Genomic DNA, 23,166 nt, shown 5'->3' on the forward strand with positions numbered 1-23,166 from the left:
GCACCTTTCAATTTAATTTAGCGCGCTCTTTTTATTATAAGATCAATTAAACACTAAAAAAACTGTGTCCACAGTATTTATGTCCTAACAGAATTTTCAGAAAACATTAGAGCGTTTCATTTTCTTTTCTCGATAATCTGGCCCGTTCGTAATATAAGGTTAGCCAGATTTTTCTGGTTGACCTTTTTCTTCTAGGTCTTATTATAACGGTAGTCGGGGTAGAACGTCTGGCCCGTGGGACTTGATCCCGTCCGCAAAACTGTTCACCCCCTACTTGTATAAACATGTTTCAAGCTGGTTGGGACAAGGATCCCGTTTAACAAGCGAACCTATGATATTACAAGCAGCTTTAGGGGTTACCGACTAATTTAGTATTTTCTTAGAGGAGGAGATTTCAATATGAATCCAGTCGTTGGTCTGGATATTTCTAAAGGTGAAAGTCAGGTTCAAGCCTTTTTGGATAAAAGTCAGCCCTATCGTAAGAGCTTTAGTATTAAACATACTCTAGATGGTTTAGGAGGTTTATTAGAATTTCTAAAAGAGATTGAGAGACTGGCTGATGGAAAGCAACCTTCGGTTATTTTAGAATCTACAGGCCAGTACCATATCCCTGTCATTCAATTTTTGGAGGAACAACAGTATGTCTATATTATTGTTAACCCACTTGTCTCTCATCGAGCCAGAAGTACAAATTTACGAAAGGTAAAGACAGATGCCATCGATGCCTATCATCTATGTGAATTGTATTATAAGGAAGAGTTAGAACCATACAAAAAGAGAGGAATTCAACTCTTAAATCTTCGTAATCTCACGAGACAACAAGAGACGATATCAAGCACAGCTGCACAAACGAAATTACAGCTACAATCGATTTTAGATCAGATATTTCCTGAATATAGAGGTGTCTTTGGGAATCTATATTCAAAAATCTCGTTACAGATTCTATCACTCTTTCCGACTTCAGAAGATGTTCTAAGTGTCGGTGAATGTGATCTTACTGATAAAATCGCAGAATTATGTACAACTCGTTCAGAAAAATGGGCAAAGGAAAAAGCTCATAAGTTGAGAGAAGCCGCATTACGTAATCCGTTTCAAAACAACTTGTACCAGAGCCATATCTTTAACCTAAAAATGTTTATCAACATTGTTCTTCAATATCAAGAGCATCTATCAATGTTAGCAAAAGAAATAGATGCCCTCGCTAAAGAAATTGAAGAATATGAGATTATCCAGTCTATCCCTGGTATAGGAGAAAAGATTGCGGCAACAATCATCTCTGAAATTGGAGAGATAGATCGGTTTAACCACCCTAAAAAGCTAGTGGCTTTCGCCGGGATAGATCCTAGTGTCTACTCTTCTGGTAGGTTTACTGCTTCCATAAATCGCATAAACAAAAGAGGTTCTAGCAGACTAAGGCAAGCGTTGTTTATGGCTGTACAATGCGGTATAAGATATGCACGTAAGCAAAAAACAAGTGATGAGATTATCCCTAGAAATAAGCGATTAAGAAAATTCTACGATAAAAAACGAGAAGAAGGAAAACCTTTTAGAGTAGCCATAATTGCCTGTGCAAATAAGCTTTTACATTGGATTTATGCACTATTAAAAAGGAAAGTGACCTTCCAAAATACGGCTTAAAAATCAAATCTAAGTATATAAAACAAAACCTTCCAATTATATAAAGGAAGGCTTATTTGGTGTACCCTTTTTTAGTATATCATGTCCGTTTTATATTTTTTATTGAAAAATCTTGACAAACTATTAGCTGGTTTTGTTGCACAAGTAAGAAATGGAGTGCTCTTAGATTTTTTTATAAAACTTTTTTACAAATTATCAATCTTTATTATAAATGATCAGACTTTTTTATAAATTATCGAACTTTATTCTAAAACCATACATAAATTTATTTATCTGCTTTATTGATTAGACATTCTATCACTTCTATTAGTAATCACAAAAGGGCATAACAAATTACAATTATTTAATATATAATAGCCCTCCTATTAAATTCATTGGAATTTAGATGATTTAGTCACTTTGCAAGAAGAATTGCATTATCAGATACTTTGAATCCATTTTTAATATAAAATTTTTCTGATGGAAATCCCTTGGAAGTTGTTAACACGATAGTGTTTATGTCCTGATTTTTAATATCAGTTTCGATAAGCTCTAGAAATATGCTACCTACTCCTTGTCCTTGGAATTTTTCACTTACACAAAATTGATCAATGTAATATTCCATTCCTTTTAGACATGGCTTTTTTGCTCCTAGGCTCAATCCTACAAGTTCATCACCTGTTTTTAGAACGTAACCAATAAAATAATTGTTTTTCATGTAATTCTCAAAAAAATCTACAACTTGGTTTTTTGACTCATAGACATCATTCCAAGGTTCATTTGAGAAAGTGTCAATGAATAAATCAACACATTCATGAAGCATGTCGCTTTTTAACGAATTTAACTCCACCTCTAATTCCATATATATCTACCTCCACAAATATTAAAGTTTCTTTCGTAAAACTATTTTTTTTCTATGCTAAGAAAGAATCAATCTATTTTTTAATGAACAAGTGAACATAGTAGGCATTATTTTAAATCAAATGTTTATCTACATAGAAAATTTTTTCCCCTAAATAAAAACTCTCAGTCAGTGGAGTCGGGAGAAATCACATCCCACTTTCCAAACAACGTCAAACCCGCAGCTTTAGCCAAGGACACAGATGCATAGTTATCAAGTTGACATCTGTACTGGGGTTCGTACCCCTGTTTACATGCATACTTGCAGATTGATCGTACCACTTTGCGTGCGTGTCCTTTTCCTCTAAAAGGGACCAGAGTCAGTACACCGAGATCCGCAATTTGTGCATTTTGCCAGGGATACATACTGGCGGCGCTTACTAGGAGATTTTGCTCAAAAGAGCCGAACACCGCCCAGTGATCCAATTCCACATAAGCATCATCCAAGTCTTGTTCAGAGGCAGAAGACTGGAGCTCGGAGAAAACAATATTATCTTGCTCTGTTAACTGGCGCAAGTCACTCCCCAGGTTCTCTTGAAGCAATACATTCTTATTGGCTTCTGAAAAATAAAAAAGATAATCTGCCCCATGCATAGTGACTCCCGCTTCATTCAATATCTGGTGAAAGGTCTGCTCAGACAGAACTTTACGTTGATAAAGTCCTAATTTATCTGCCATAGCAGGAGTCAGGGCCGCCATAACCCGACCGTCTGAAGTTTCTAGTATCATGACTCGACTGTCTTCGCTTAGATCGGGATTGATGGCAACAGTAAAAACTTTATCGCTATAGAGAACGTGTCCGTTAAAGAATTGTCCGCGCCAAAAGTCAGTTATCGTTTGTGAAAATAAAGACATACCTCTTACCTCCAAATTTTCAAATTCAAAAAACAGAATTATAATTGCGAATTTTCTAGTTCGTTATGATTCATCCTGATGATGATAATCTTCATCTGTCATAACTGTATAGAAGATTATAAACCTTCACACAATGTGAAACTCAAGTTTTTTATTATATAAAGCGAGCAGCCCTTCCTTAATTCTTTTAGTTAGAATAGTAGCAGCTATAATTCTTCTTAATAAAAAGCCTTTATCACTGACCATCCTTTATACACACCTTTATATTTTTTTGAATACAAAAACATGACTTCACTTTGATAATCAACAATTGCTAAAGCCTCTGTTTTTGTTATTTTAATAGTAGTAAAATCACTATTTTTATCTACGATAGTTAAAATAAATCCTGTTTCATCTATCTCACTAATAAATTCTTTTGCACATTCATTTGGTATTTCAAGGGTATGAGTAGATGAAGGAGAAAAATTACTTTATAATCATTTAAAATATTCTGCAATTTTTTTGTTTTTTTCTTCATATAGGTATTGAGTTTTGATCATCTCGTAATCTAAAATGACAGCCATGACAAAATTATATAGAAAATTATTGACCTTCACACAATAAAGTTTGTTCAATTTACTATAAAAGCGTGTATAAATACATCAGTCATGTTATTCCATTGGCTACCATTTTCTAAGGTAACGAAAAACCCAATTTCTCATAATTAAATTGAAATTGGGTTTTAAATATTGTAATTTTTGGCTAACTATTAAATAATTCATTAGGAAAACTATAATGAATTACTGGTAGCATTACATGTCCAAGACGAATCAAAAAGGTACACACCTAGAATAATTTATAATATAACCATTCTCCTTCGACCAGTCCAATAAACCACTCCAAAAGTTTTCACATGTGTCAAGTATGCTCTTAGAGTCATAAAGGTGACCAGACATCACTAGCCGACAAAGTTTATCAAACCCAGGCGGCCTATTTGATAATACTAATGCTTCTGGCAATACTTGAGCTGCTGTTGTAAAATGTTGTTTATGGTGTAATCCTAAAATCATCGCACCCGAAGTTGCTATTTTTATAGCCAAAGTAGGTAAAAATGTTTCAGGTCCTTGAATTGTTATATTTCTCAATTTACCGATGTATTCGTACATTTCCTCAACTAATGTTTTACAAATCGCTTCTTTAAAAACTATATTATCCACTGAACTTGCTTTATGTTTTAGCTCTTGAAAAAATCCCTTGGGATTATAAATTGGAAGTATAGTGGTGAATTGTCCATTAGTTAGTGGCCAATCTTCTTCAACTGTCGTTGCCTCTTCTACAATATTTTCTTTATTATCAAGGTTTACTTCTGCTTTCCAATCACCTGATGTCCATTCATAGCTAAATCCATCTTCTAAAGATTTTAAAATACATTTAATTTCAATATCTGAAAATGGACCATCTGTTTTTCGAGCTAAAGAACCATAGATACCAATAGCTTCAACATCTGTACCGTATTTTACCAACAATTGATTTGCTATTATATAGGCGATTTTCATTCTTTCTTCTCGTGTAACTGCTCTTGGACCAATCATATACGTTTCTCCTTTTTAATAAAAATATCGAATGAGATAATATATTATTTGACCCAAGGGGGGACCACGGACTTAACGGGGAATTTTATCTGCTATCATTAATAACACTCCTCTATAATATTAAAAACAATTAATTGGTTATAAACTAATCCTTTTTTAGATAATTTTATCTTAAAGACAACTAACTTTCCAATTTGTAATTTCAACATTCAGATCACACCAATAAATTAATGAAGTATAGATTTAAGCAGATCGTTGGGTTTAATCCTAAGAATCTACTTATTTAATTGGAGCAGGTATAGTGAAGTTCACTTTTGAATATTTCTTTGCAAGTTTTTCTAATGCTTGACTGTCATCAAATTCCTTTATATAACGATTGAAAAATGCCAAGCTAAATTCATTAATGATTTGGTGTGTTTCTTCAGGGTTGCTATCTCCTTCACGTAATAAAGGAGAGAATAGTGGGAAATCGGTAAAACTCATATGGTCTGTATGCGGTATTGTTAATGACATACCTCCGTTAGCTAAGGCATGTTTATCTCGTAAAGCATAATTATTCATCTCTTCTTCATCTTCTAATACAGGAGTACTCATTAATAAAAAAGGTTTCCCTATTCCTGACTCTGGTAATAAATCCCCATATAATGTTCCATCCATATTAATCGCTGCTTTAATACGAGTATTTTTAGCTAACATTTGAGTAGCAGTAGCTCCCCCATATGAATGCCCAAACATTCCTATACGAGAAGTATTCAAATGTTTTGTGAAAAACTCTTTTTCATCTTCTTGATTTAATTTTTCTATTTGATTGAGTACAAAGTCAACATCATCCATCCAAAGCTGAATATGATCATCCCACTCAGATTCGGTTAAGTTAGGAGACTTTAAATAAGCAGTCCGCCCATCTGGATACACTGTAGCAGCTGCATCATAAGCATGGTCAATACCTACCACAATATAGCCGTGACTTGCTAACTCTTCAACTTCAAAAGTGTTTTGGTTTCTAAAGCCTGTTAAACCATGCGAGAACAGTAATACTGGATAAGTATTTTCTGCATCAGATAAAGTAGCATCTGCTATAGCATGTGTTTTGACTAAGCCTAAATGTTTAAAGGTAAAAGCTGGGATAGAAAAAGCTTTCTCTAAACCTTCTGCAATTTCATCAACATGACTAATATAAGATGCTAATGGTTTGCTTCCTTCATCTTTTGCAGGATACCAAAATTGAACCATTAACTCTCGTTTATCTTTAGGGTTTTTTGTATACCATTCCTCTCGATTAGAATCTATCCAATGATATACTGTTGTGCCAACTGCATAAGGACCTGTTGGTTTTTCGAACTGAATCATCGGCATAAGCAAGGGTAATGTAATAGCAATACATAAATAAATTGCTATAAAAAAACTTTTAGTAGCTATATTTACCCGTTCTCCTTCTTGTTTTTTTCGACGAGTCAAACAATAGTAAACAACTAAAACAATAGGTGATAAATAAGCAGGAATCATTTGCCAACGATAAGCTTCTATACCCATATGTGTAAAAACAGTAAGGATAGATATAATGAGTGAAGCTATCATCCATCTTGTCCTATTTTTATTAAACAACATACTCCAAGTTAATATACAAAAGTTAATAATGATTAAAGCAATATCCAAAAAGTTCATCACGCCACCTCCTGCTAACTTTTATTAAAGATTGACAGCACATTTGCAGATCTATATTGGATTGCAGCAATTATAGGCATAATTAGTAATGCGACAAAGATGCCTATAATAGGTGCAAACTTTAATGTTTGAGCAATATAAATCATATAGATAACAGGTGCCAATAAAATAGTTGTTACAATAGTCCAGCTAGCTATTACGATATAGCGATAATTAGAAAGCATAACTTGTGGTTTTAATAGTGCTAAATTCAATAAAAAAACGGCTAATAAAGCTGGAATTACAAATAAATAACTAATCCCTTTAAAAGTTAGGTTGGTAATAATTGATAGTAATATCCAAATTACTTGTGTACTAATAATAAAATGCAAAGCACTATTGTGTTTACAAATCCAACGACTAATAAAGGCACTTAAAACTAACGTGATAAGCATAAGCACTTTAAAGGCTATATAATCATAGTCACCTAAAACGATTAAGCCTTCATCATCAATGACACCATCAAATACTATAGCAAGTATTTTTACTAAACCATATAGTACGGCAGCAACTACAATAAAGCCTGCCAGCATACTACCAAATGCTAGAGCGAATGTTTTAATTTTAATTACTTTTTTTCGAATTAGTATGATTGTTGCAATCGCTGTTAAACTAATTAGCAATGTTATTAATGGTAAAACTACTTCGTCAGAATATACGACTAAGACATTTTTCATTAATGGGAAGTAAATGGCATTTTTTTGATTTTTCTCTAGCTCTTCAAACTCTGCTGCTGTTAGCATGGTATATTTTTCAGCTAATGGTACGGCATAAGCACCAAAGTGACGAATCGTATTTCGATCACTGTTTTCAAATGTATCTATCTTGGCGTGATATGTTTCAACACCACCAATATTAGCGATATTATAGCCTAGCTTTGGTATGTCCTTTAATTCTGTAAAATCTGTGTAGTTCGGCATCTTTTTATACATTTCGGAAGCAAATGAATAAGCTACTGGATGAGATACCGTATGACTAAATTCTTTTACCAATTGTGCATCATGATTTGTAGTTTCAAATAAAATCGGCACTTCTGTATTACCACGCGCCTCAAAATTAATCATAATGTGTGTGTTATCAAAAATATCTTTGCGATCTTGTAATGCTGTTGCCCCTAGAACACCTTCTTCTTCACCATCAGTGAAAACAAAATACAATGTATTTCTAGGTGGTGGTAGCTGACTCATAATACGAGCAGTTTCCATTAATGTTACAACTCCGTACCCATCGTCACCTGCACCTGGTGTTTCAGTTGTGGAATCATAATGGGCAAGGAATAATACCGCGTTATTATCTCGAGATGTTCCTTCAATCTTTACAATAATATTTTCTAGATACTCAGCATCTGTGGTAAGCTCCTCCATATCTTTACGAATATCTTCTATAGCCTTCATTTGTACTTCCACAGGTAGATTTAATGACTCAAAATATTTCACAATATAGTTTTTTACCTTTTTATTAGCTTCTGAACCCACCGGATGTGGTTCTTTAGCAATAACTTTTAAATGTTGCATTGCACGTTCTACCGAAAACTTTTCGCCGTAAATTTGGCTACTTACAGTTGGGTTTGAAAATTGAGTAAAACTTACAGCTATTGTTATTAACATCAAAATACTTAAAAAAATATTATTTTCCATTGTTTAAGCATATAATGTTCATTCCTTTATAACTAACCTATTGGTCAGGTTTATACTAGTTATTGGTAAATTAAACTACCATCTGTTATGAGAAGTTAGGATTATAGTTTGAACTTGCTTACCTCTGTGTTTAAAGTGAAAGCTAGTTTACTCAATTCTTCTGTAGAAGCAGCGATTTCTTCCATCGATGCATATTGTTCTTCAGCAAGGCTTGCAACGTTCTGTGTTTTTGCAGTTGCGTTATCTGTGATCGCATTTACTATTTCGTACGAAGCTGAAACTTGTTCAGCGCTTGAAGCAATTTGTGCGGAAATAGTAGTTACCTCTTGAATTTGAGTTGAAACAGCTTGAGACGATATTAATATTTCTTTAAAAGATCTTCCAGTATTTTCGATGATGCTAACACCATATGAGACATTTTCCATTAATGAATTCATTTGTTCTACGGTTTGTACAGTGCCTGATTGAATTGCTTGAATAATTTCGGTTATTTGCCGGGCGGAATTGTTCGATTCCTTTGCTAGTTTTTTTACTTCATCCGCTACAACGACAAAGCCTTTCCCATGTTCATTAGCTCTTGCTGCTTCAATAGAAGCGTTTAAAGCTAATAGATTTGTTTGATTAGATATATCTGTGATGGCAACGATAATTTTTTCGATATCTTTCGAGCGTTCATTTAATAATTGAATTATCTGTGCTGTTTCTTCTACCTTGTTATTTATTGTTTTCATTTGTGCAATAGCTTGATTAATACTTTTTTCTCCCAGTTGCGATTTGAGCATAGCTTCTTTAGAAGTATGAGATACATTGGAAGAAGAAGATGCTATTTGTTTAATACCTTGTGAAACATTATTTATCTCCGTTAATATTTCTGACATTTGCTGGTGCTGAATACTTGTTCCGTAGGCAACTTCTTCGACAGACGTACTCACTAGTTGAGTTGCATTGCTTGTTTCTACCGTACTTGCCGATAATTGCTTAGACGAAGAAGATAAATTTTCACTAGCTTTGTTGACTGTTGAAATGATACCTTTTAAATTATCTGTCATTTGATTAAATGATAATGCTAAGATGGCAACTTCATCTTTAGACTTAATTACTAGTTTTTCAATTCTTAAATCTCCATTTGCTATTTTTTGAGCTATTTGCGACAGTTTAGTTAGTGGCTGAATTTTTATAAATAAAAGAATAAACGTAATAAGTAACGAGAGTACTACGAGCAATGCAGATGTAATCATAATCATTTGATTATTTTTTACATTGATATTGGCATCAGTTACTTTAGAGTTTGTCCATGAAGAAAGCTTTAAATAGAAGTCATCTAAATATAGTTCTATGCTTTCCCTTCCAGCTTTATATTCGTGGCCGAATACAAAGGATCGTGCTTGTTCGAGCTGACCATTCTCGACTGCTTTTATTGCTTCTTCTTCAAACGTTTCTAAAGAATTTGTTTCTTTAGTTGCAAGTTCAACAATATGTAGTAATTCAGCAGGAACATTTAGTTCTTGAAACTTGGCGATAATTTTTTCTGTAGTTTTTGTTTCATTTACTTCTTTCCAATAGTTTTCGTAGTATTCTTTTTCACCAAATTGTGTATATGCCCTTACTTGATTCGTTAAATAGTCAGATGTTGCAAGTAATTGGGAACCTAAAACAGCTAATTCCATCTCTGTGTTAAAAGCATTTGCCTGATCTTCTATATTTTTTGTTAAAGAGAAAATGCTGAAGCCGCTCACAATAATTAAAATAAAAATTATAGCAGCAATCGTTCTCAATATTGTACTAATCTTCATTCCTCTGAAACCGTCCTTTTCTGATTTATGTTAATTTCCCTTCATTTGTTCGATGATATTTATCAATATAATTTGTCTCATTCATTTCACTTTTTTGCTGACATCGTGTATTTGCCCGCTTCTTCTGGATCCTCGGCCAGTACCCATTCTGGACTTTCAATCTAAATGACACTCTTGAAGAATTCTAGCCACCACATTATAAACTTTTACACAGTGTGAACCTCAAGTCTTTTGTATTTTCAATACAAAAAAATAAGTTCAACAAATCATCAGAGGGGTTTTTCCTTAATCCCTCATTGATGGGTTGTTGAACTTATGAGTACTTAGTGGAGCCCTATCTTACTTAAATTTTTTCAAATAATCTATTGAATTAGGAGACTGTTCTCCATTTGGTACGTAAAAAAAGAGCAACCCCTACAAGACGGTCGTGATGTTTTTCTAAGAAGCTTCTTCATCACTTCTACACCTATGTAAAGGCTACTCCTGCAAAACAAAAAACTTTAGCCAGTTTTTATCGCAATACTAATTTCAGTGACATATTCATCTTTGTCTACTGTAATAAACTCATCTGTATAATACTTTTCTATAAAGGGCCCTTCTATACGATATCCATTCGTATGAGCCCAATTATATAAGGCACTATATGCATAACTAATACTGTCATATTTACCTAAATGTATTGTATAGATATAATTCTTTTCTTCAAAAAATTTAATTCTAGTATCTTTTACTTCCTTTTCTAAAAATATTGGTTGGCATACTTCTACATCATATTGAGAAAAATCTCCCTTTTTAGCTGAATGAAAAATCGCAAAATGCTTGCCGTTCAAAATTGGATTCAACTGATTTACATATATAAGAAGTTGATCTATTAACAATTCTAAGCCATTTTCATCGACAACTTTCCTTATGCAAAAAGCATGGAATGGTTTCCTTATTCCCCAAAATACGTCATATGTGTTCACCTTATTTGTGGTATTCTTTGGTTCAATATGGGCTTTTATTTCCTCGATTACATCATTATATTCAATTGTTTTTTCATACAATTCGGCTATCTTTTGTTGATATATGATTTTGATCTTTGTCGAATCCATTTCTATTACACTCTTTATTTCATCAATTGAAAAATGGTATTTGCGCAATGTTTTTATTCTATTAATAATTGCAATATCATCGTTAGAATAATATCGATAACCGTTCATTTCATCTTTTCTTGGTTTTAATAGAGCCTTCTCATCGTAATACCTTAGCATTCTTTGAGATATTTTAACGATCTTCGAAAATTCCCCGATTTTATACAACAGTAACACCCCCTATTTAAAAATTATCGAGCGACAGCTTGAAGTAACTTGTTGCGTTTGAAAACCATAGGTTAGTACGTCCATATGATTAATTTCAAAATATAAAGCAACTTCCAGAACAAATTTCTCCAGTAAATCTTCAATCATACGACTCTTCTGATATTATCAATGGTCGTATACATTCTATAGATATAATCCCCTTTTATTGAAAAAAGGATATCTCGTTTATGATAATCTATTTACTTTTCCTTTAATTAAGAAAAATGCTATTAAAGAGAAGCAGGAAAAAAGAAAATTCCTGTCATTCTTGAAATTGAAAAATCAGTTATCCAATAGGGGCCAATTAAAAGACAAATTGTAAGATCAATGAAAAATTAAAATAACGACGTAAGCGAGTAATAAAGTACTCCATATAAAATCCTTATTTTGTTCCTCTATCACGGTAGACAGCTGGTTTCTCAGTAATCTCCGAGTTTACCACTTTGCTCAGTTAATCCGAGAAACGGCTGTTGATCCGAAAATTAACCGCTGAGCTTTTCTACACAAAATCAAGGGTATAACCATCTTGTTCCACTATACCTCATGCATCGGTGCCAATTAGGATATGCGTCCACAATATCCAAAGGGCTTCCACTATTTATTTCAGTACTTTTTCTGAATCCCTTATCTTAGTAATCTCTTTCTTTTATTCCATTTCATGTTTTAAACTGAATAGTAAATTTTCCATTCTTGTTGTATTTCTTACAGACTTGGATGTTGTTAACCCATATTTGTCAGAAAAGGTCTTAGCTATACTGATTTTCATGATGGTTGAAAGCGTGTAAACAGCTTACATCGTTATATACACTAAGAATTTCTAACTACGGAAATTTCGTTACCATATTTTATATTTAGACTCATTAGCACTTGCCCATCTGGGCTTTCTAACTCAGCTAATCCCCCTTAGCAGAATAAGAACCGGCAAACTGTAATCACGGACGTGACTTTCATCTTTTATTGCTTATTGCAATTGAGAGAAACTAGACTTAATACGAATTACGTGCAAAGTTTCGACAGGATTCCCAAGTTCCTCTAAGACGTTCCAACTCACTTTCGCTGTATGCGACTAGTTACACTAATAAATTACAAGAACTTAACAAAAATTATTCCAATAAAAGTAAATACTAGAGCGGCAATTCTTCTATTATCAATTTTCCTTTTTTGTAAATTAAATATCCCAAACTGATCGATTATTACAGCCATAATCATTTGTCCCAATAGAAAAATCATAGTAGTTAGAACCGATCCAAGCTCAGGTAATAAAATAATGTTACCCGTTACAATAAATATGCCAAATATACCTGCCATATATACCCAAACGGGAATACGTTTTTTTTGAGTGTCATACAAAGGAATCTCTAAGCGGCGTTTAGTAATCAAAATCAAAATTAGCAAGATAATCGCACCAACAAAAAAAGAAATAAAAGTAGCTCCTAAAATAGAGCTAGTTGCAACGCGAAGTTCTCCATTAATAGCGGTTTGCAATGGTGGTAAAAATCCAGCTAAAACACCCAAAATTATCCAAATGATTTTACTATCCTTTTTCTCTTCTGACGACACAGTTAAATCTCTTTGCTTTTTGGATTGAACCAATGAAATAGCTAATATCATAATGATAGTCCCAATTATTCTATTAGTAGTAATAGGATTAGCTGGTACACCAAACCACTCAAAGTGATCGATTAATATTCCTACTATCATTTGCCCAGTTACAGTTATTATTGTTGTAACTGAAGCTCCTAGTTTTGAAAAAAGAATGATATTAGCCACATGAAAGCCGATACCAGCTATTGCTCCACCAATAAAAACATACAATGGATATGAAAAATCAATCCCAACACTAATGCCTCTAGGATTTACTATTAAATTAATAATGAGTAGTATCACCGATCCAAAAGAAAATGCGATGAACGAAGCTGTTAAAGGTGTTTTTGAATAAGAGCTTAAACGAGCACTTATAGATGCCTGAATAGGGAAAAGCATTCCCATAATTGTCCCCATAATTAAAAAAAGTACGATTTGCATAGAATTCCCCTTTTTTTTAATATTGATATAAAATATTTAGCCCAATTAAATTTGATATTTTTCTATACTAATTTGAAATGATAATTGAGGATTTTAAAGATTCCTTATATCTACTATTCATTAAAAAATAAAAGTGGATTACAATTCCACAGATTTTTTTAACAAGGTCTGGTATTTTCTGATTCTTTAACCTTCCTCCTTCAATATTTTTCAGCCGAAAGCATTATTTTTTTAAAACACATTCTGTAGGAGACTCCAAACAGCAATCAAGTAAAGATTACTTACCTTCAATAGCATGTATGATGTCTAAAAAGAACTATCTCCAAAATTTCAACCAAGCAAATAACCTCCGTTAATACCTGAAAAGAAATAATCATTTCTTCCTTAGCCAACTTAGTCAATCTCTTGGACGGGTATTTCGGAGAAACTTTTGTTCTTCTGCCAACTCCTGTACACCAACAAGCTTGTTTGATGTGTACATTGTAAGAAAAAGCATTGTGTGAAGAGAATAATTTGTAGCTTTAGGAAATTTCATGATGTTTAAATCACCCCCTATAAAGGACTTAATATATCTACAATAACCATAATAGATTTAATCGTATCATTTTGTCAATTATAAATGTAGACAATGCTTCAAAATATATCGGAAAAGAAATTCTTGAAGTTCTTTTAAATGGAAATCAAACGAAGCCTGAAGTTGAATAGTGCGTGCCAATTAAAAATTAGGTTTTAGGTGGATAACCTTAATATTTTTGGGTTTCCCTCTAAAATTGAGTAGGAGAGGGGTTGATTGACCCCCGACTTCTCACACAACGGTAAGGGGTTGGCATATTAGTCAGACCTCCCGAGATAAGATTACATTCTTTCCTATCATCTATCTGCTTCATTTACTCTGTATCAACTTCGGCAGAAAGGAATTTGTTTTGACTTGCAAACTCATCCAATGATACCTGGCCTTCTATGAAGTTCATGTTCCTTTAGACCAGAGGTGTACTGATCGCTTCCTTCAGATTCTGCGTCAACACAGACACCCTTGCATTATACTGCTGTACCCATGGAATAAAGTTTGATAAAAAAAGACTTTGAAAAATTTTATTTAATAGCAAATAAAAAGAATCCATTTTGAAAAAGATAGATCAAAATAGACTCTAAAGTTTTAGATAGATGTAATTTTTTTAATAAGATTGATTATTTTAAGTATCTTTGTTGAACATTCTTACCGGATAGTTCAATAAGATTCCTGAACAGTTACCCTTTTTTAATTCATATTTCATTAATTTTTTTGAGATTCAAAGGACTGAACATCTATCGTCCTCAATATCATATTTTCATAAAAATATCGTTTGTATACTCTGAAATTACTTTTCTCCAAAAGGCTTGCGCTGCATAATTATTTTTGAAGCAATTTCACCTACGCCTTTTCCCATATACTGTCACATCGTAAAGAACTGTTCAATGGTATTCAATTCATTATTAGTTCAACTCTTTTCGGGACTAAACCCTAACAAGAATGCTCCTAATTAATACCCAATTTTATTCAAGATTGTTAAATTTATTATTAATTAGTGACCTATTACCACTTTCTGCCTCGATTAGATTTCCAGTCATACGGCAAAATCTCTTTCAATAAAACTAACGTGTTATTTTCAACCTCTACAATAGCTTCTAAATTTTCTTTTGATAATTGACTGATCAACTCACGGCATCGTCCACATGGTGGAACAGCATTTCCTTCCGAGTCAACTGCTACAAAAGCTTTTATTCGATTTTCGCCATGTTTTAGCATTTCTGCAACTGCTGCATGCTCTGCACAAAAACCCAAGGAACAAGCAGTATCTATGCTAATCCCTGTATAGATATTACCATCTAAAGTTTCAATGGCTGCACCAACACCTCCGTACTCAACAAAATCATTTAATACTTTAGGTGAAGTAACTGCAGCTGCAATCTTTTTTAACTCTTTATGATTCATAAGTATCTACCCCCATTTCTGGTATATTCAATGACAAGTTACGAATTCTCCACGTCCTATAAGAAAAAATTTATTGAGTTTTTAATAAACTTTTGTATTGTTATCTATTTTTTCAATTTTTAAAAAGTCAAACTCAGCTTCGTAGTCCTCTCCTTGTGGACTGCAAGCATAGATACCAACTTTAATACATTCCTTCTCTTCAAAGAGGTGGGCGATTCTTATTTGTTTCCATGAAATAGCGTCACATGAATATTCAACATAGTAATTATTTGCTCTTCTTGTAATTCGATAGTAAAGCGAATTCAAATCTTCTAAATAATCCTGGCTAGACCAATCTGAATAACCGTAATTTGTTACAACAACTCCTAATTTACTGTTACCATCAGGTATATATTCAACTGATGTTTTTAACCAAGTATCTTTTGAAAAGCGGACCATTAAACCAGCTTGGTCATATCTATTCTTTGGTTTAGATTTTACTTTAGTAATTAATCTAAAGTCACCATACACTTCATAATATAAAAAATGCCCATTATCAGTTTGAAATTCATAATGTGTTTTTTGCCAGAAATCTGTAAATTTATCAGTTTTTATTATTAATTTCGATTTCTCGCCATTTACCCCCCATTTTTCAGGAGGAGAGAACCACTTTAAATTTTTTTCTAATTCAGCATTTTTGAATTCTTCTAACAGTATGTTGTTACTGGTCATATTACTATCCTCCATTGGTGATATCTTGATATAAATTTTTGATATCTTTTGGACTCCTAGAAATGCCTGTTAGTTACTAATTGTTCTTCATCATATAGAGTAACAATAATTGAATTAGCCTGAATATGTACATATCTCCAATGATAATAAAAAAATAATAGTGGACCATAAATCCACTATTATTTTTTCACAAGATCGGATATTTTTTTGTTTCTTAACTCATTCTCCAGTTTTTCCTCTGCAGATAGCATTACGTCTTTTATTACACATTCTGGATTGGAGTACAAACAACAATCAAACAAAGACGATTTCCCTTCAATCGCGTGTATAATATCAAGGAATGAAATATCTTCCCAATTCTTGCTAAGTGTATATCCTCCATTGGCACCTGATATAGAATTTATCATTCCTTCCTTTACCAACTTAGTTAATATTTTTGATAAATACGTAGGAGAAACATTTTGCCTTTCAGCTAATTGATGTACACCGACTGGTTTATTTGGCGTTTCCATTGCAAGAAAAAGCATTGTGTGTAGTGCATAATTGGTAGCTTTAGAATATTTCATATTTGTTTTCACCCTAATAAGAGACTTTATATATCTATAATAGCATTGAAATAAATATATTTCAATGATTGGCTCAATGTTTCCATAACCAGATACTTTCGCTTCATTTTTATCAAATCGTTACAGCAGCTAATCCCCTTTAACTTGATTTTTTTCGTCCTAAACAATCTGATAATGGTTCAAACAGGAAGCATTCAACAGCGAATGATTACGTCAACAAACTACTCACCCATACTTCTTGCCCTTTTGATACCGTAAACTCCTTTGAAAGATCGGAAATTAAAGGTATTATAGCATAGAAACTGGTCATAATTATTAATCAAAGCAATATCAATATAATTAACTAATAATGTTGTTCTTTTATTTTCAACTTCGAATCATTCATTTAATCATCCAAAAATTTATCTACTCAAAATAGGTGAAAGCCGCCGGTCGATTAGAACGGCGGCTTTGGTTGGGAGCATCGGCTCGTTTTGAGGCGACTTTTTTCTTTAGGTCATATTAATTCTTATTTTCTAATATGAACTGTTTCAATATATCGATATTAACTGCTCCAACTATTTTGTTGATTGGATTACCGTCTTTAAATAGAATCGTAGTAGGAAGGCTCATAATTCCATATTGAGCGCAAGTGTTTGGATGCTCATCTGCATTGACTTTGAGAATCCTAACCTCTTTGTTATATTCCTGATCAAAAGTTTCGAGTGTAGGTGCAAAAAATCGACATGCTCCGCACCAAGGTGCCCAAAAATTAACTAAAGTAAAACCTTCTTTTTTCAAATCACTTTTAAATGTTGTATCCGTAGATTGACAAATAGTCATTTGTATCTTCCTCCATTTGAAAATTTTTCGCACATTTTAAAAAATACCTATATGAATACGAATTCTGAAAGCAGAATTCTTGATGGGATGTTCATCACCTCCTTATATCAGCACATTTAAACCCCATAGGACGTACATAAATCTGTGATTAATTTTTTCACAAAGACATTGGAGCTCATTTATATCTGTAATTTACCCGAATATACATTCCCCTTAAAAATCTTCCTTCGTCAAATCCATATTCTCCCTCATAGGTCCGTCTGCCATCTGAAGCAGCAAAAAACACTTGTGGAGGTGTGCACCGTATGATGGATCTCCGGTGAAATATAAACCAAGTATTGTTGACCTTCCTTTTCCGTCGGTTTTAAGCCCTCCTAACTCCGTCCTTTCACACCAAAACCGCACTCGTTTATTGTCAAATATAGCAACTCTTATTCTTGCTCTCCCCAGTATGAGGGTAGCACTCAATCCAACTGGCCTCCTCCTAATAGTCGCGCGATCGTAAATCATTAAACAAATCTCTCTTTATAAAGATATTGGAGATTCGTTATATCTTTAATATACATAAAAAAAATTTTTCATTTGTGGTGGGCTGTATTCCTCCTTTTTAACATAAAATGGATCAACCTTATACCTTCATTTACTTTTGTGCAAAATCTGTCAGAAATAACGTCAATAAGCGCGGGCAAAGTGTCCAAAGCATAATTCGATGCTTCTGTAACTCTCAAGGTATCATCCCCTTCGAAGACTTACAATATCTATAATATCCTTGAACTTACAAATATGTCAAGTTGACCTTTTCATAAAACCCTTGAAACTCAAGACATCATCTTCCTTGATAAATACTAGGTTAAACTATTCAACATTAACACAATATTTTTGACTGCTTCCAACTTTATTTACAAAACATATCACTTTAAAGTCACTTTCTAATAAAATCACTAAAAAGTTCGGTGTCTTCTTCCTGCTTTCTAAATTAATATACTATTGACTTTAAATTAGATTTTTTATATTTTGTAATAATATAAATAACTTTCAAAATGGAAAAAAATTCAATGAATGAGGTGAATCTAATGATTATAAAAGTGATAGATTATAATCAGAATTGGAGCAGCGATTATCTAAAAGAAGAACAGTCTATTAGATCTATACTTGAAGAAGAATTGGTGAATAGTTTTCATATTGGAAGTACTTCTGTTCCAGGTCTGAAAGCAAAACCTATTATTGATATTTTACTTGTTGTTAATGATATTAATAAATTGGACTCGTTTTCTAACCAATTTCAAGATATTGGATATGAAGTAATGGGGGAATTCGGGATAACTGGAAGAAGATATTTCAGAAAAGGAGGAGATAACCGAACTCACCAAATTCATGCTTTCCAGTTTGATAATATTCAAGAAATTGAAAGACACCTTTCGTTCCGAGATTATCTTCGCCAATTTCCGGAAATATGTAAGGAATACGGACAGTTAAAAAGCAAGTTAGGTGACCAATATCCAACTGACATTGATGGCTATGGTGACGGTAAAGACGATTTTGTAAAAAAAATAGAAAAAGAAGCCCTTAAATGGCATTGGACTAATCGCTAAAAATCATGATAAAAATTTCCGGTTTAAGGTAACAAATCCTATTACTTCAGCAGAATTCTTAGTAAGGTGCTAACTTTCGAAAATGGATGCAGAATGAAATTTATCTATCTTATCCCAAGACAACTACTCATATAAGAGTAATTTGTGTATCTAAAAAAATAGTATTCATACCAAGAAAAACCTCACTTTGAAAAACTTTGATCAAAGTGAGGTTTTGAATATTTAAGTAACGTTAAACTTCCCATTTTCCTATTTTAAAATACCTACTTCTTTGATCATTAGCCATTCATTTTTTTGTCCTATTCCGTAAGTTATTTGATTTTCATTTTCAGCCATTTACATTCATCTTTTACAGAATTAAACCCAGGTTTTTGTACAATCTTTTGATACTGTTTTTAATGTTATTCAGCTGGTGTTTTCTTTAATTGTTTTGAAAAGTTGATTGCACTGATTTCACTGACTAATGTAGAGCCAAATAACAATACACCACCTAGCATTTGAACAATTGTCATTTGTTCTTGTAGGATAATTGCAGAAATTAATATAGCTACAAACGGATCTACATAACTTAGCATGGCTATACTCTGTCCCTTTAATTTTTCCATACCAGAAAAAAATAACCAAAATCCAATCCCTGTATTGATGATCCCTAAAATTAGAATAAATGGAATGGAAGAACTCGATACTTCAAAGATACCAAAGCCTTCAGTAAGGAAAACATATGGCGTTAGAAGTAAAGTGGTTATTCCAAGCTGAATAATGGTCAGCTCTAACTTTCCCATATCTTTAATAAATTTATTTAAAAGCAGTAACGAAGCATAAAATGCAGCTGCTACTAATCCGAAGAAAAGTCCAAGTATATCATCTGATCTGAATGCACTTACCCCTTCTCCTACAATCATTAACATACCTATGATTGCTACTCCAATACACACAATTTTTTTTATGGATAATTGTTCTCGAAGTACAAAGGGAGATAGAATCATGACAAATACAGGTGCAAAGTAATAACCCAGCGTTGCATTTGCAATTGTAGTATGGTCATACGATTGATAAAGGAAAATCCAATTTCCCCCCAATGCAATTCCTGAAAGAATCAAAAATAAAGCATTAGATTTAACTAGATACCATGAGATTTTTTTCTTAATCAATGAGAATATTAGCAGTAAAAATACGCATCCTAGGAAACTGCTTAGTAAAGCTCTTTCGCTCGATGATAGATCAATGTTTCGAACAACTAAACCAATTGTGCCGAAAATGATCATTGATAATATAAACTGAATTTTAAATTTCATCGTCTACTCCTACCAATCTGAGAAACTACATAAATTCGCAGATTCTTAAATTGTTTTTAATATATACGTTTACTGGACCTCAAGATTATGCAAGGGTGACCATTCTTCTCGATCTAGTCCTCCTTTGAAACTGCTTCATTATATTTACTCGTTAATATGAAATCCGTAACTTAATCAATAATTCATAAACCATTTTTTAGCGGAGACTTATAGCTGTCCGATGCTTTTTCCATAATATCACTCACAAAAAAACATCGCTAAATACCTTTTCCTTTCCTAACTTGAATTATTAATAGTAATAATTTATCATACTCACATACATTACAAAAACGAATGTTTCTCATGATATGTATGATGGAAACAGATGGGGTGAGGGAAGAGATATGAATATCCAAAAATATATGGCATTTGTCAAAGCTGCAGAATTTGGCAGTTTTACAAAAGCTGCTGAAAGTTTGGACTATACACAGTCTGGTATCAGCCGTATGATTAACGATTTAGAAACGGAATGGGGAGTTTTCCTTTTCGAAAGGGGACGTGCAGGTATCAGTTTAACCTCGGATGGCTTAAAGTTATTGCCCCAATTAAAGCGAATCTGTAACGAGTATGAAATCTTAATGATGCAGATCGAAGACTTACACGATATGCAGTCTGGGATGATTCGTATTGGGACGTTTTCCAGCGTAGCAAGCCATTGGCTCCCTAACATTATTAGGATTTTCAAGAAGGATTACCCAAAGATAGATTTTGAACTTTTGCTTGGTGATTATACAGAAATTGAAAGCTGGATTTAAAATGGACGTGTTGATTTCGGCTTTGTACGGCTGCCGGTAAAAGCAGAACTTGAAACAATCTTTTTAGAACAAGACCGTTTACTGGTAGTGATTCCACAAAATCACCCTCTTGCTAATTGTGAAAAGTTTCCTATCAACGACTTACTGAATAGTCCGTTTATGCTATTGGAAAAGGGAGCAAAAGCAGAAATCTCTGAAATTTTTGAGATGCATCATATTTCACCGCAAGTTAATTTTACAACGTGGGATGACTATGCAATTATGTCTATGGTGGAAAACGGGCTAGGAATAAGTATTTTACCAGAATTAATATTGAAGCGTATTCCTCACAAAATAATAGCAAAAGAGCTTGAAATTCCTGCCTTTAGAAATATTGGTATAGCTACGAGAGAGCAAAAATCACTTTCCCTTGCGTCTAAGAGATTTTTAGAGTATTTATCATACAGGAACAGGTGTGAGTAAATATAAGAAAAAGCATTACTTGGTTATTAAAGTAATGCTTTTTGTGTACAGTTCTCAATGTTACAAGTTTGATTATGTTGTTCCACCGTCAATGCATCGCTATTCCTCTAATTTAAGATAGAACAATTTTTATTCATCCTTTACTTGTTTCTTAAAGTACTCTTTTTGCAGAAGACCCATATGAATGATGTCATGCCATTCTCCATCTCTAAATAGACTTTGTCTACTGCTTCCTTCCTGTTGAAAACCAATCTTATTGTACAAACGAACAGCTCTATCATTAAATGAAAATACTTTAAGGTAAACTCGATGAAGATTCATTTCGTAAAAAACATAATCCAGCAGTAATCTCAATCCCTCTGAACCATAACCTTTTCCCCAATATTCCTTTTCCCCAATGTCAATAATACATTCAGCATTTCTATTTTTATAATCAATGTTGATTAATGATACAATGCCAATTGGTATCTCATTTCCTTTTTCAACCATGATATAGCTTTTCCCTGAATGAGATCCTAAAATAACATGATCTACAAATTCTTTCGTTGCTTCCATCGGATAAATATCTAATGATGGGTTAGTGGAATACATAACTTCGATCTCATTTCTCCACTTATGATAAAGTTCTGTATCTTCCTTTGTCATCTTTCTTAGTTTCACCCTTGATGATTCAAATAACATAACGGTCACTCCTTATTTTATGGATTTCGGATTAATTAATTTTTCTAAAGAGAAAAGTAAGATCGATAATTGATCCTTAACGTTTGTTTGTTCATGTCCCAATTGAAACGTGTCCAGCATTAAACCGTTTATAAATGATAGGATATACCTCGCAATAGAACGAGTAGACTGTTGAGGACTAAATTCTCCAATACTCGTACCTTCATTTAATACTTCTTCTATAGCTTCAGTAGTTCGATTGTAGCGTTCGAAAATGTATGGGAAATTGTCCTTATTACTTGCGTAATTAGATGATAAAAAAAATTCTGCCTTTGCATAGAGCAATGTTTGGTCAATTGCCTCAATATAAATTTGCTGTTCTTCAACCCAGTTTTTTAATTGTGGCCATAGTGGACCTTCATCAGATGGCACAAAACGTTGTATGTCTTTTTGGTCATCAAATTTTAAGACTTCGATAAAAACGTGCTCAATATTATTGAAATAACTATACAATGCACCTCTCGATATTCCGGCTTTGTCCATAATATCTTGCATAGATGTACGAACAAATCCTTTCTCGATAAACACCTTCTTGGCTGCTTCTATCAACTCTCTTTCTCTCTCTTTTTTATATTCTTCACTAACTTTTGGTGCCATAAAGCCACCTCCTTAATGAATGACAAAATACACATAAACAAACTATACACTATTGTCGTTTATATTGCAGATTATACCGACACCATTGTATAGTTTCAACCTTTTATATGAATAAAATGGGCAATTAGTCAAAAAATCCACATTCTTATGAAAAAGAATGTGGTTAAATTAGCATTCATTTGGGTGTGTGATA

18 protein-coding genes and 1 pseudogene are annotated in these 23,166 nt (G+C 33.1%); 3 read left to right on the forward strand and 16 right to left on the reverse strand.

The window, feature by feature from the left end; translation table 11 throughout:
* The first annotated feature begins 399 nt into the window (after positions 1-399).
* Positions 400-1,638 carry an IS110 family RNA-guided transposase gene (locus ASU02_RS09125; protein WP_057763113.1) on the forward strand — a complete coding sequence of 413 codons (1,239 nt, stop codon included), beginning with the start codon at positions 400-402 and terminating at the stop codon, positions 1,636-1,638.
* A 394-nt stretch (positions 1,639-2,032) separates the two neighbouring features.
* On the opposite strand, the gene ASU02_RS09130 is transcribed toward ASU02_RS09125, so the two are convergent.
* The 13 genes from ASU02_RS09130 to trxA all read right to left on the reverse strand — a co-directional run bounded on the left by ASU02_RS09130 (position 2,033) and on the right by trxA (position 17,513).
* On the reverse strand, positions 2,033-2,479 hold the full coding sequence (locus ASU02_RS09130; RefSeq protein ID WP_057763114.1) for a GNAT family N-acetyltransferase: 447 nt from the start codon (positions 2,477-2,479) through the stop codon (positions 2,033-2,035).
* Positions 2,480-2,643: 164 nt separating this feature from the next.
* Positions 2,644-3,372: a GNAT family N-acetyltransferase gene (locus ASU02_RS09135; RefSeq protein WP_057763115.1), complete on the reverse strand. Its 729-nt coding sequence runs from the start codon at positions 3,370-3,372 to the stop codon at positions 2,644-2,646.
* An 809-nt stretch (positions 3,373-4,181) separates the two neighbouring features.
* Positions 4,182-4,943 carry an ANT(4')-I family aminoglycoside nucleotidyltransferase gene (locus tag ASU02_RS09140; RefSeq protein WP_057763116.1) on the reverse strand — a complete coding sequence of 254 codons (762 nt, stop codon included), beginning with the start codon at positions 4,941-4,943 and terminating at the stop codon, positions 4,182-4,184.
* A gap of 279 nt (positions 4,944-5,222) precedes the next feature.
* On the reverse strand, positions 5,223-6,608 hold the full coding sequence (locus ASU02_RS09145) for an alpha/beta hydrolase family protein (protein ID WP_057763117.1): 1,386 nt from the start codon (positions 6,606-6,608) through the stop codon (positions 5,223-5,225).
* 14 nt (positions 6,609-6,622) lie between these two features.
* On the reverse strand, positions 6,623-8,284 hold the full coding sequence (locus ASU02_RS09150; RefSeq protein ID WP_057763118.1) for a M28 family peptidase: 1,662 nt from the start codon (positions 8,282-8,284) through the stop codon (positions 6,623-6,625).
* Positions 8,285-8,385: 101 nt separating this feature from the next.
* Positions 8,386-10,077: a methyl-accepting chemotaxis protein gene (locus tag ASU02_RS09155; RefSeq protein ID WP_057763119.1), complete on the reverse strand. Its 1,692-nt coding sequence runs from the start codon at positions 10,075-10,077 to the stop codon at positions 8,386-8,388.
* Positions 10,078-10,577: 500 nt separating this feature from the next.
* Complete coding sequence (locus tag ASU02_RS09160; RefSeq protein WP_057763120.1) at positions 10,578-11,378, reverse strand: MerR family transcriptional regulator; 801 nt, start codon at positions 11,376-11,378, stop codon at positions 10,578-10,580.
* A gap of 1,122 nt (positions 11,379-12,500) precedes the next feature.
* A complete protein-coding gene (locus ASU02_RS09165; protein ID WP_057763121.1) occupies positions 12,501-13,442 on the reverse strand; it encodes a DMT family transporter in 942 nt (313 codons plus the stop codon).
* Positions 13,443-13,839: 397 nt separating this feature from the next.
* Positions 13,840-13,977, reverse strand: coding sequence for a hypothetical protein (locus tag ASU02_RS27375; RefSeq protein ID WP_408607263.1), 138 nt, complete (start codon positions 13,975-13,977; stop codon positions 13,840-13,842).
* A gap of 1,038 nt (positions 13,978-15,015) precedes the next feature.
* Entirely contained in the window at positions 15,016-15,414 is a 399-nt protein-coding gene (locus ASU02_RS09175) for a cytidine deaminase family protein (protein ID WP_057763122.1), read from the reverse strand.
* Positions 15,415-15,495: 81 nt separating this feature from the next.
* On the reverse strand, positions 15,496-16,125 hold the full coding sequence (locus ASU02_RS09180; protein ID WP_057763123.1) for a DUF1349 domain-containing protein: 630 nt from the start codon (positions 16,123-16,125) through the stop codon (positions 15,496-15,498).
* Between the two features lie 179 nt (positions 16,126-16,304).
* The gene (locus ASU02_RS09185; protein WP_057763124.1) at positions 16,305-16,691 is read right to left on the reverse strand and encodes an Rrf2 family transcriptional regulator; all 387 of its coding nucleotides are present in this window, start codon (positions 16,689-16,691) and stop codon (positions 16,305-16,307) included.
* 501 nt (positions 16,692-17,192) lie between these two features.
* Positions 17,193-17,513: a thioredoxin gene (trxA, locus tag ASU02_RS09190; protein WP_057763125.1), complete on the reverse strand. Its 321-nt coding sequence runs from the start codon at positions 17,511-17,513 to the stop codon at positions 17,193-17,195.
* Between the two features lie 1,073 nt (positions 17,514-18,586).
* Between trxA and ASU02_RS09200 the strand changes: the two genes are divergently transcribed.
* Positions 18,587-19,105: a GrpB family protein gene (locus ASU02_RS09200; RefSeq protein ID WP_057763127.1), complete on the forward strand. Its 519-nt coding sequence runs from the start codon at positions 18,587-18,589 to the stop codon at positions 19,103-19,105.
* A gap of 401 nt (positions 19,106-19,506) precedes the next feature.
* Here ASU02_RS09200 and ASU02_RS09205 read toward each other — a convergent pair whose 3' ends face one another.
* The gene (locus ASU02_RS09205) at positions 19,507-20,400 is read right to left on the reverse strand and encodes a DMT family transporter (protein WP_057763128.1); all 894 of its coding nucleotides are present in this window, start codon (positions 20,398-20,400) and stop codon (positions 19,507-19,509) included.
* 383 nt (positions 20,401-20,783) lie between these two features.
* Between ASU02_RS09205 and ASU02_RS09210 the strand changes: the two are divergent.
* Positions 20,784-21,656 (forward strand): annotated as a pseudogene (locus tag ASU02_RS09210) (LysR family transcriptional regulator).
* A 129-nt stretch (positions 21,657-21,785) separates the two neighbouring features.
* Here the strand turns inward: ASU02_RS09210 and ASU02_RS09215 are convergent.
* Both ASU02_RS09215 and ASU02_RS09220 read right to left on the reverse strand, forming a co-directional pair.
* Complete coding sequence (locus ASU02_RS09215; RefSeq protein WP_057763129.1) at positions 21,786-22,337, reverse strand: GNAT family N-acetyltransferase; 552 nt, start codon at positions 22,335-22,337, stop codon at positions 21,786-21,788.
* A 12-nt stretch (positions 22,338-22,349) separates the two neighbouring features.
* Positions 22,350-22,973, reverse strand: coding sequence for a TetR family transcriptional regulator (locus tag ASU02_RS09220; protein ID WP_057763130.1), 624 nt, complete (start codon positions 22,971-22,973; stop codon positions 22,350-22,352).
* Between the last annotated feature and the right edge of the window lie 193 nt (positions 22,974-23,166).

The organism is Cytobacillus praedii (genome assembly GCF_001439605.1).
GTDB lineage: Bacteria > Bacillota > Bacilli > Bacillales > Cytobacillaceae > Cytobacillus > Cytobacillus praedii.

What these genes read in the sequence shown, in the direction of transcription:
- ASU02_RS09165 (WP_057763121.1), bottom strand. Translation starts at nt 13,442, where the DNA reads ATGCAAATCGTACTTTTTTTAATTATGGGGACAATTATGGGAATGCTT.
- trxA (WP_057763125.1), bottom strand. Translation starts at nt 17,513, where the DNA reads ATGACTATTTGTCAATCTACGGATACAACATTTAAAAGTGATTTGAAA.
- ASU02_RS09175 (WP_057763122.1), bottom strand. Translation starts at nt 15,414, where the DNA reads ATGAATCATAAAGAGTTAAAAAAGATTGCAGCTGCAGTTACTTCACCT.
- ASU02_RS09185 (WP_057763124.1), bottom strand. Translation starts at nt 16,691, where the DNA reads ATGAAATATTCTAAAGCTACCAATTATGCACTACACACAATGCTTTTT.
- ASU02_RS09150 (WP_057763118.1), bottom strand. Translation starts at nt 8,284, where the DNA reads ATGGAAAATAATATTTTTTTAAGTATTTTGATGTTAATAACAATAGCT.
- ASU02_RS09130 (WP_057763114.1), bottom strand. Translation starts at nt 2,479, where the DNA reads ATGGAATTAGAGGTGGAGTTAAATTCGTTAAAAAGCGACATGCTTCAT.
- ASU02_RS09205 (WP_057763128.1), bottom strand. Translation starts at nt 20,400, where the DNA reads ATGAAATTTAAAATTCAGTTTATATTATCAATGATCATTTTCGGCACA.
- ASU02_RS09155 (WP_057763119.1), bottom strand. Translation starts at nt 10,077, where the DNA reads ATGAAGATTAGTACAATATTGAGAACGATTGCTGCTATAATTTTTATT.
- ASU02_RS09215 (WP_057763129.1), bottom strand. Translation starts at nt 22,337, where the DNA reads ATGTTATTTGAATCATCAAGGGTGAAACTAAGAAAGATGACAAAGGAA.
- ASU02_RS27375 (WP_408607263.1), bottom strand. Translation starts at nt 13,977, where the DNA reads ATGAAATTTCCTAAAGCTACAAATTATTCTCTTCACACAATGCTTTTT.
- ASU02_RS09135 (WP_057763115.1), bottom strand. Translation starts at nt 3,372, where the DNA reads ATGTCTTTATTTTCACAAACGATAACTGACTTTTGGCGCGGACAATTC.
- ASU02_RS09200 (WP_057763127.1), top strand. Translation starts at nt 18,587, where the DNA reads ATGATTATAAAAGTGATAGATTATAATCAGAATTGGAGCAGCGATTAT.
- ASU02_RS09220 (WP_057763130.1), bottom strand. Translation starts at nt 22,973, where the DNA reads ATGGCACCAAAAGTTAGTGAAGAATATAAAAAAGAGAGAGAAAGAGAG.
- ASU02_RS09180 (WP_057763123.1), bottom strand. Translation starts at nt 16,125, where the DNA reads ATGACCAGTAACAACATACTGTTAGAAGAATTCAAAAATGCTGAATTA.
- ASU02_RS09145 (WP_057763117.1), bottom strand. Translation starts at nt 6,608, where the DNA reads ATGAACTTTTTGGATATTGCTTTAATCATTATTAACTTTTGTATATTA.
- ASU02_RS09140 (WP_057763116.1), bottom strand. Translation starts at nt 4,943, where the DNA reads ATGATTGGTCCAAGAGCAGTTACACGAGAAGAAAGAATGAAAATCGCC.
- ASU02_RS09125 (WP_057763113.1), top strand. Translation starts at nt 400, where the DNA reads ATGAATCCAGTCGTTGGTCTGGATATTTCTAAAGGTGAAAGTCAGGTT.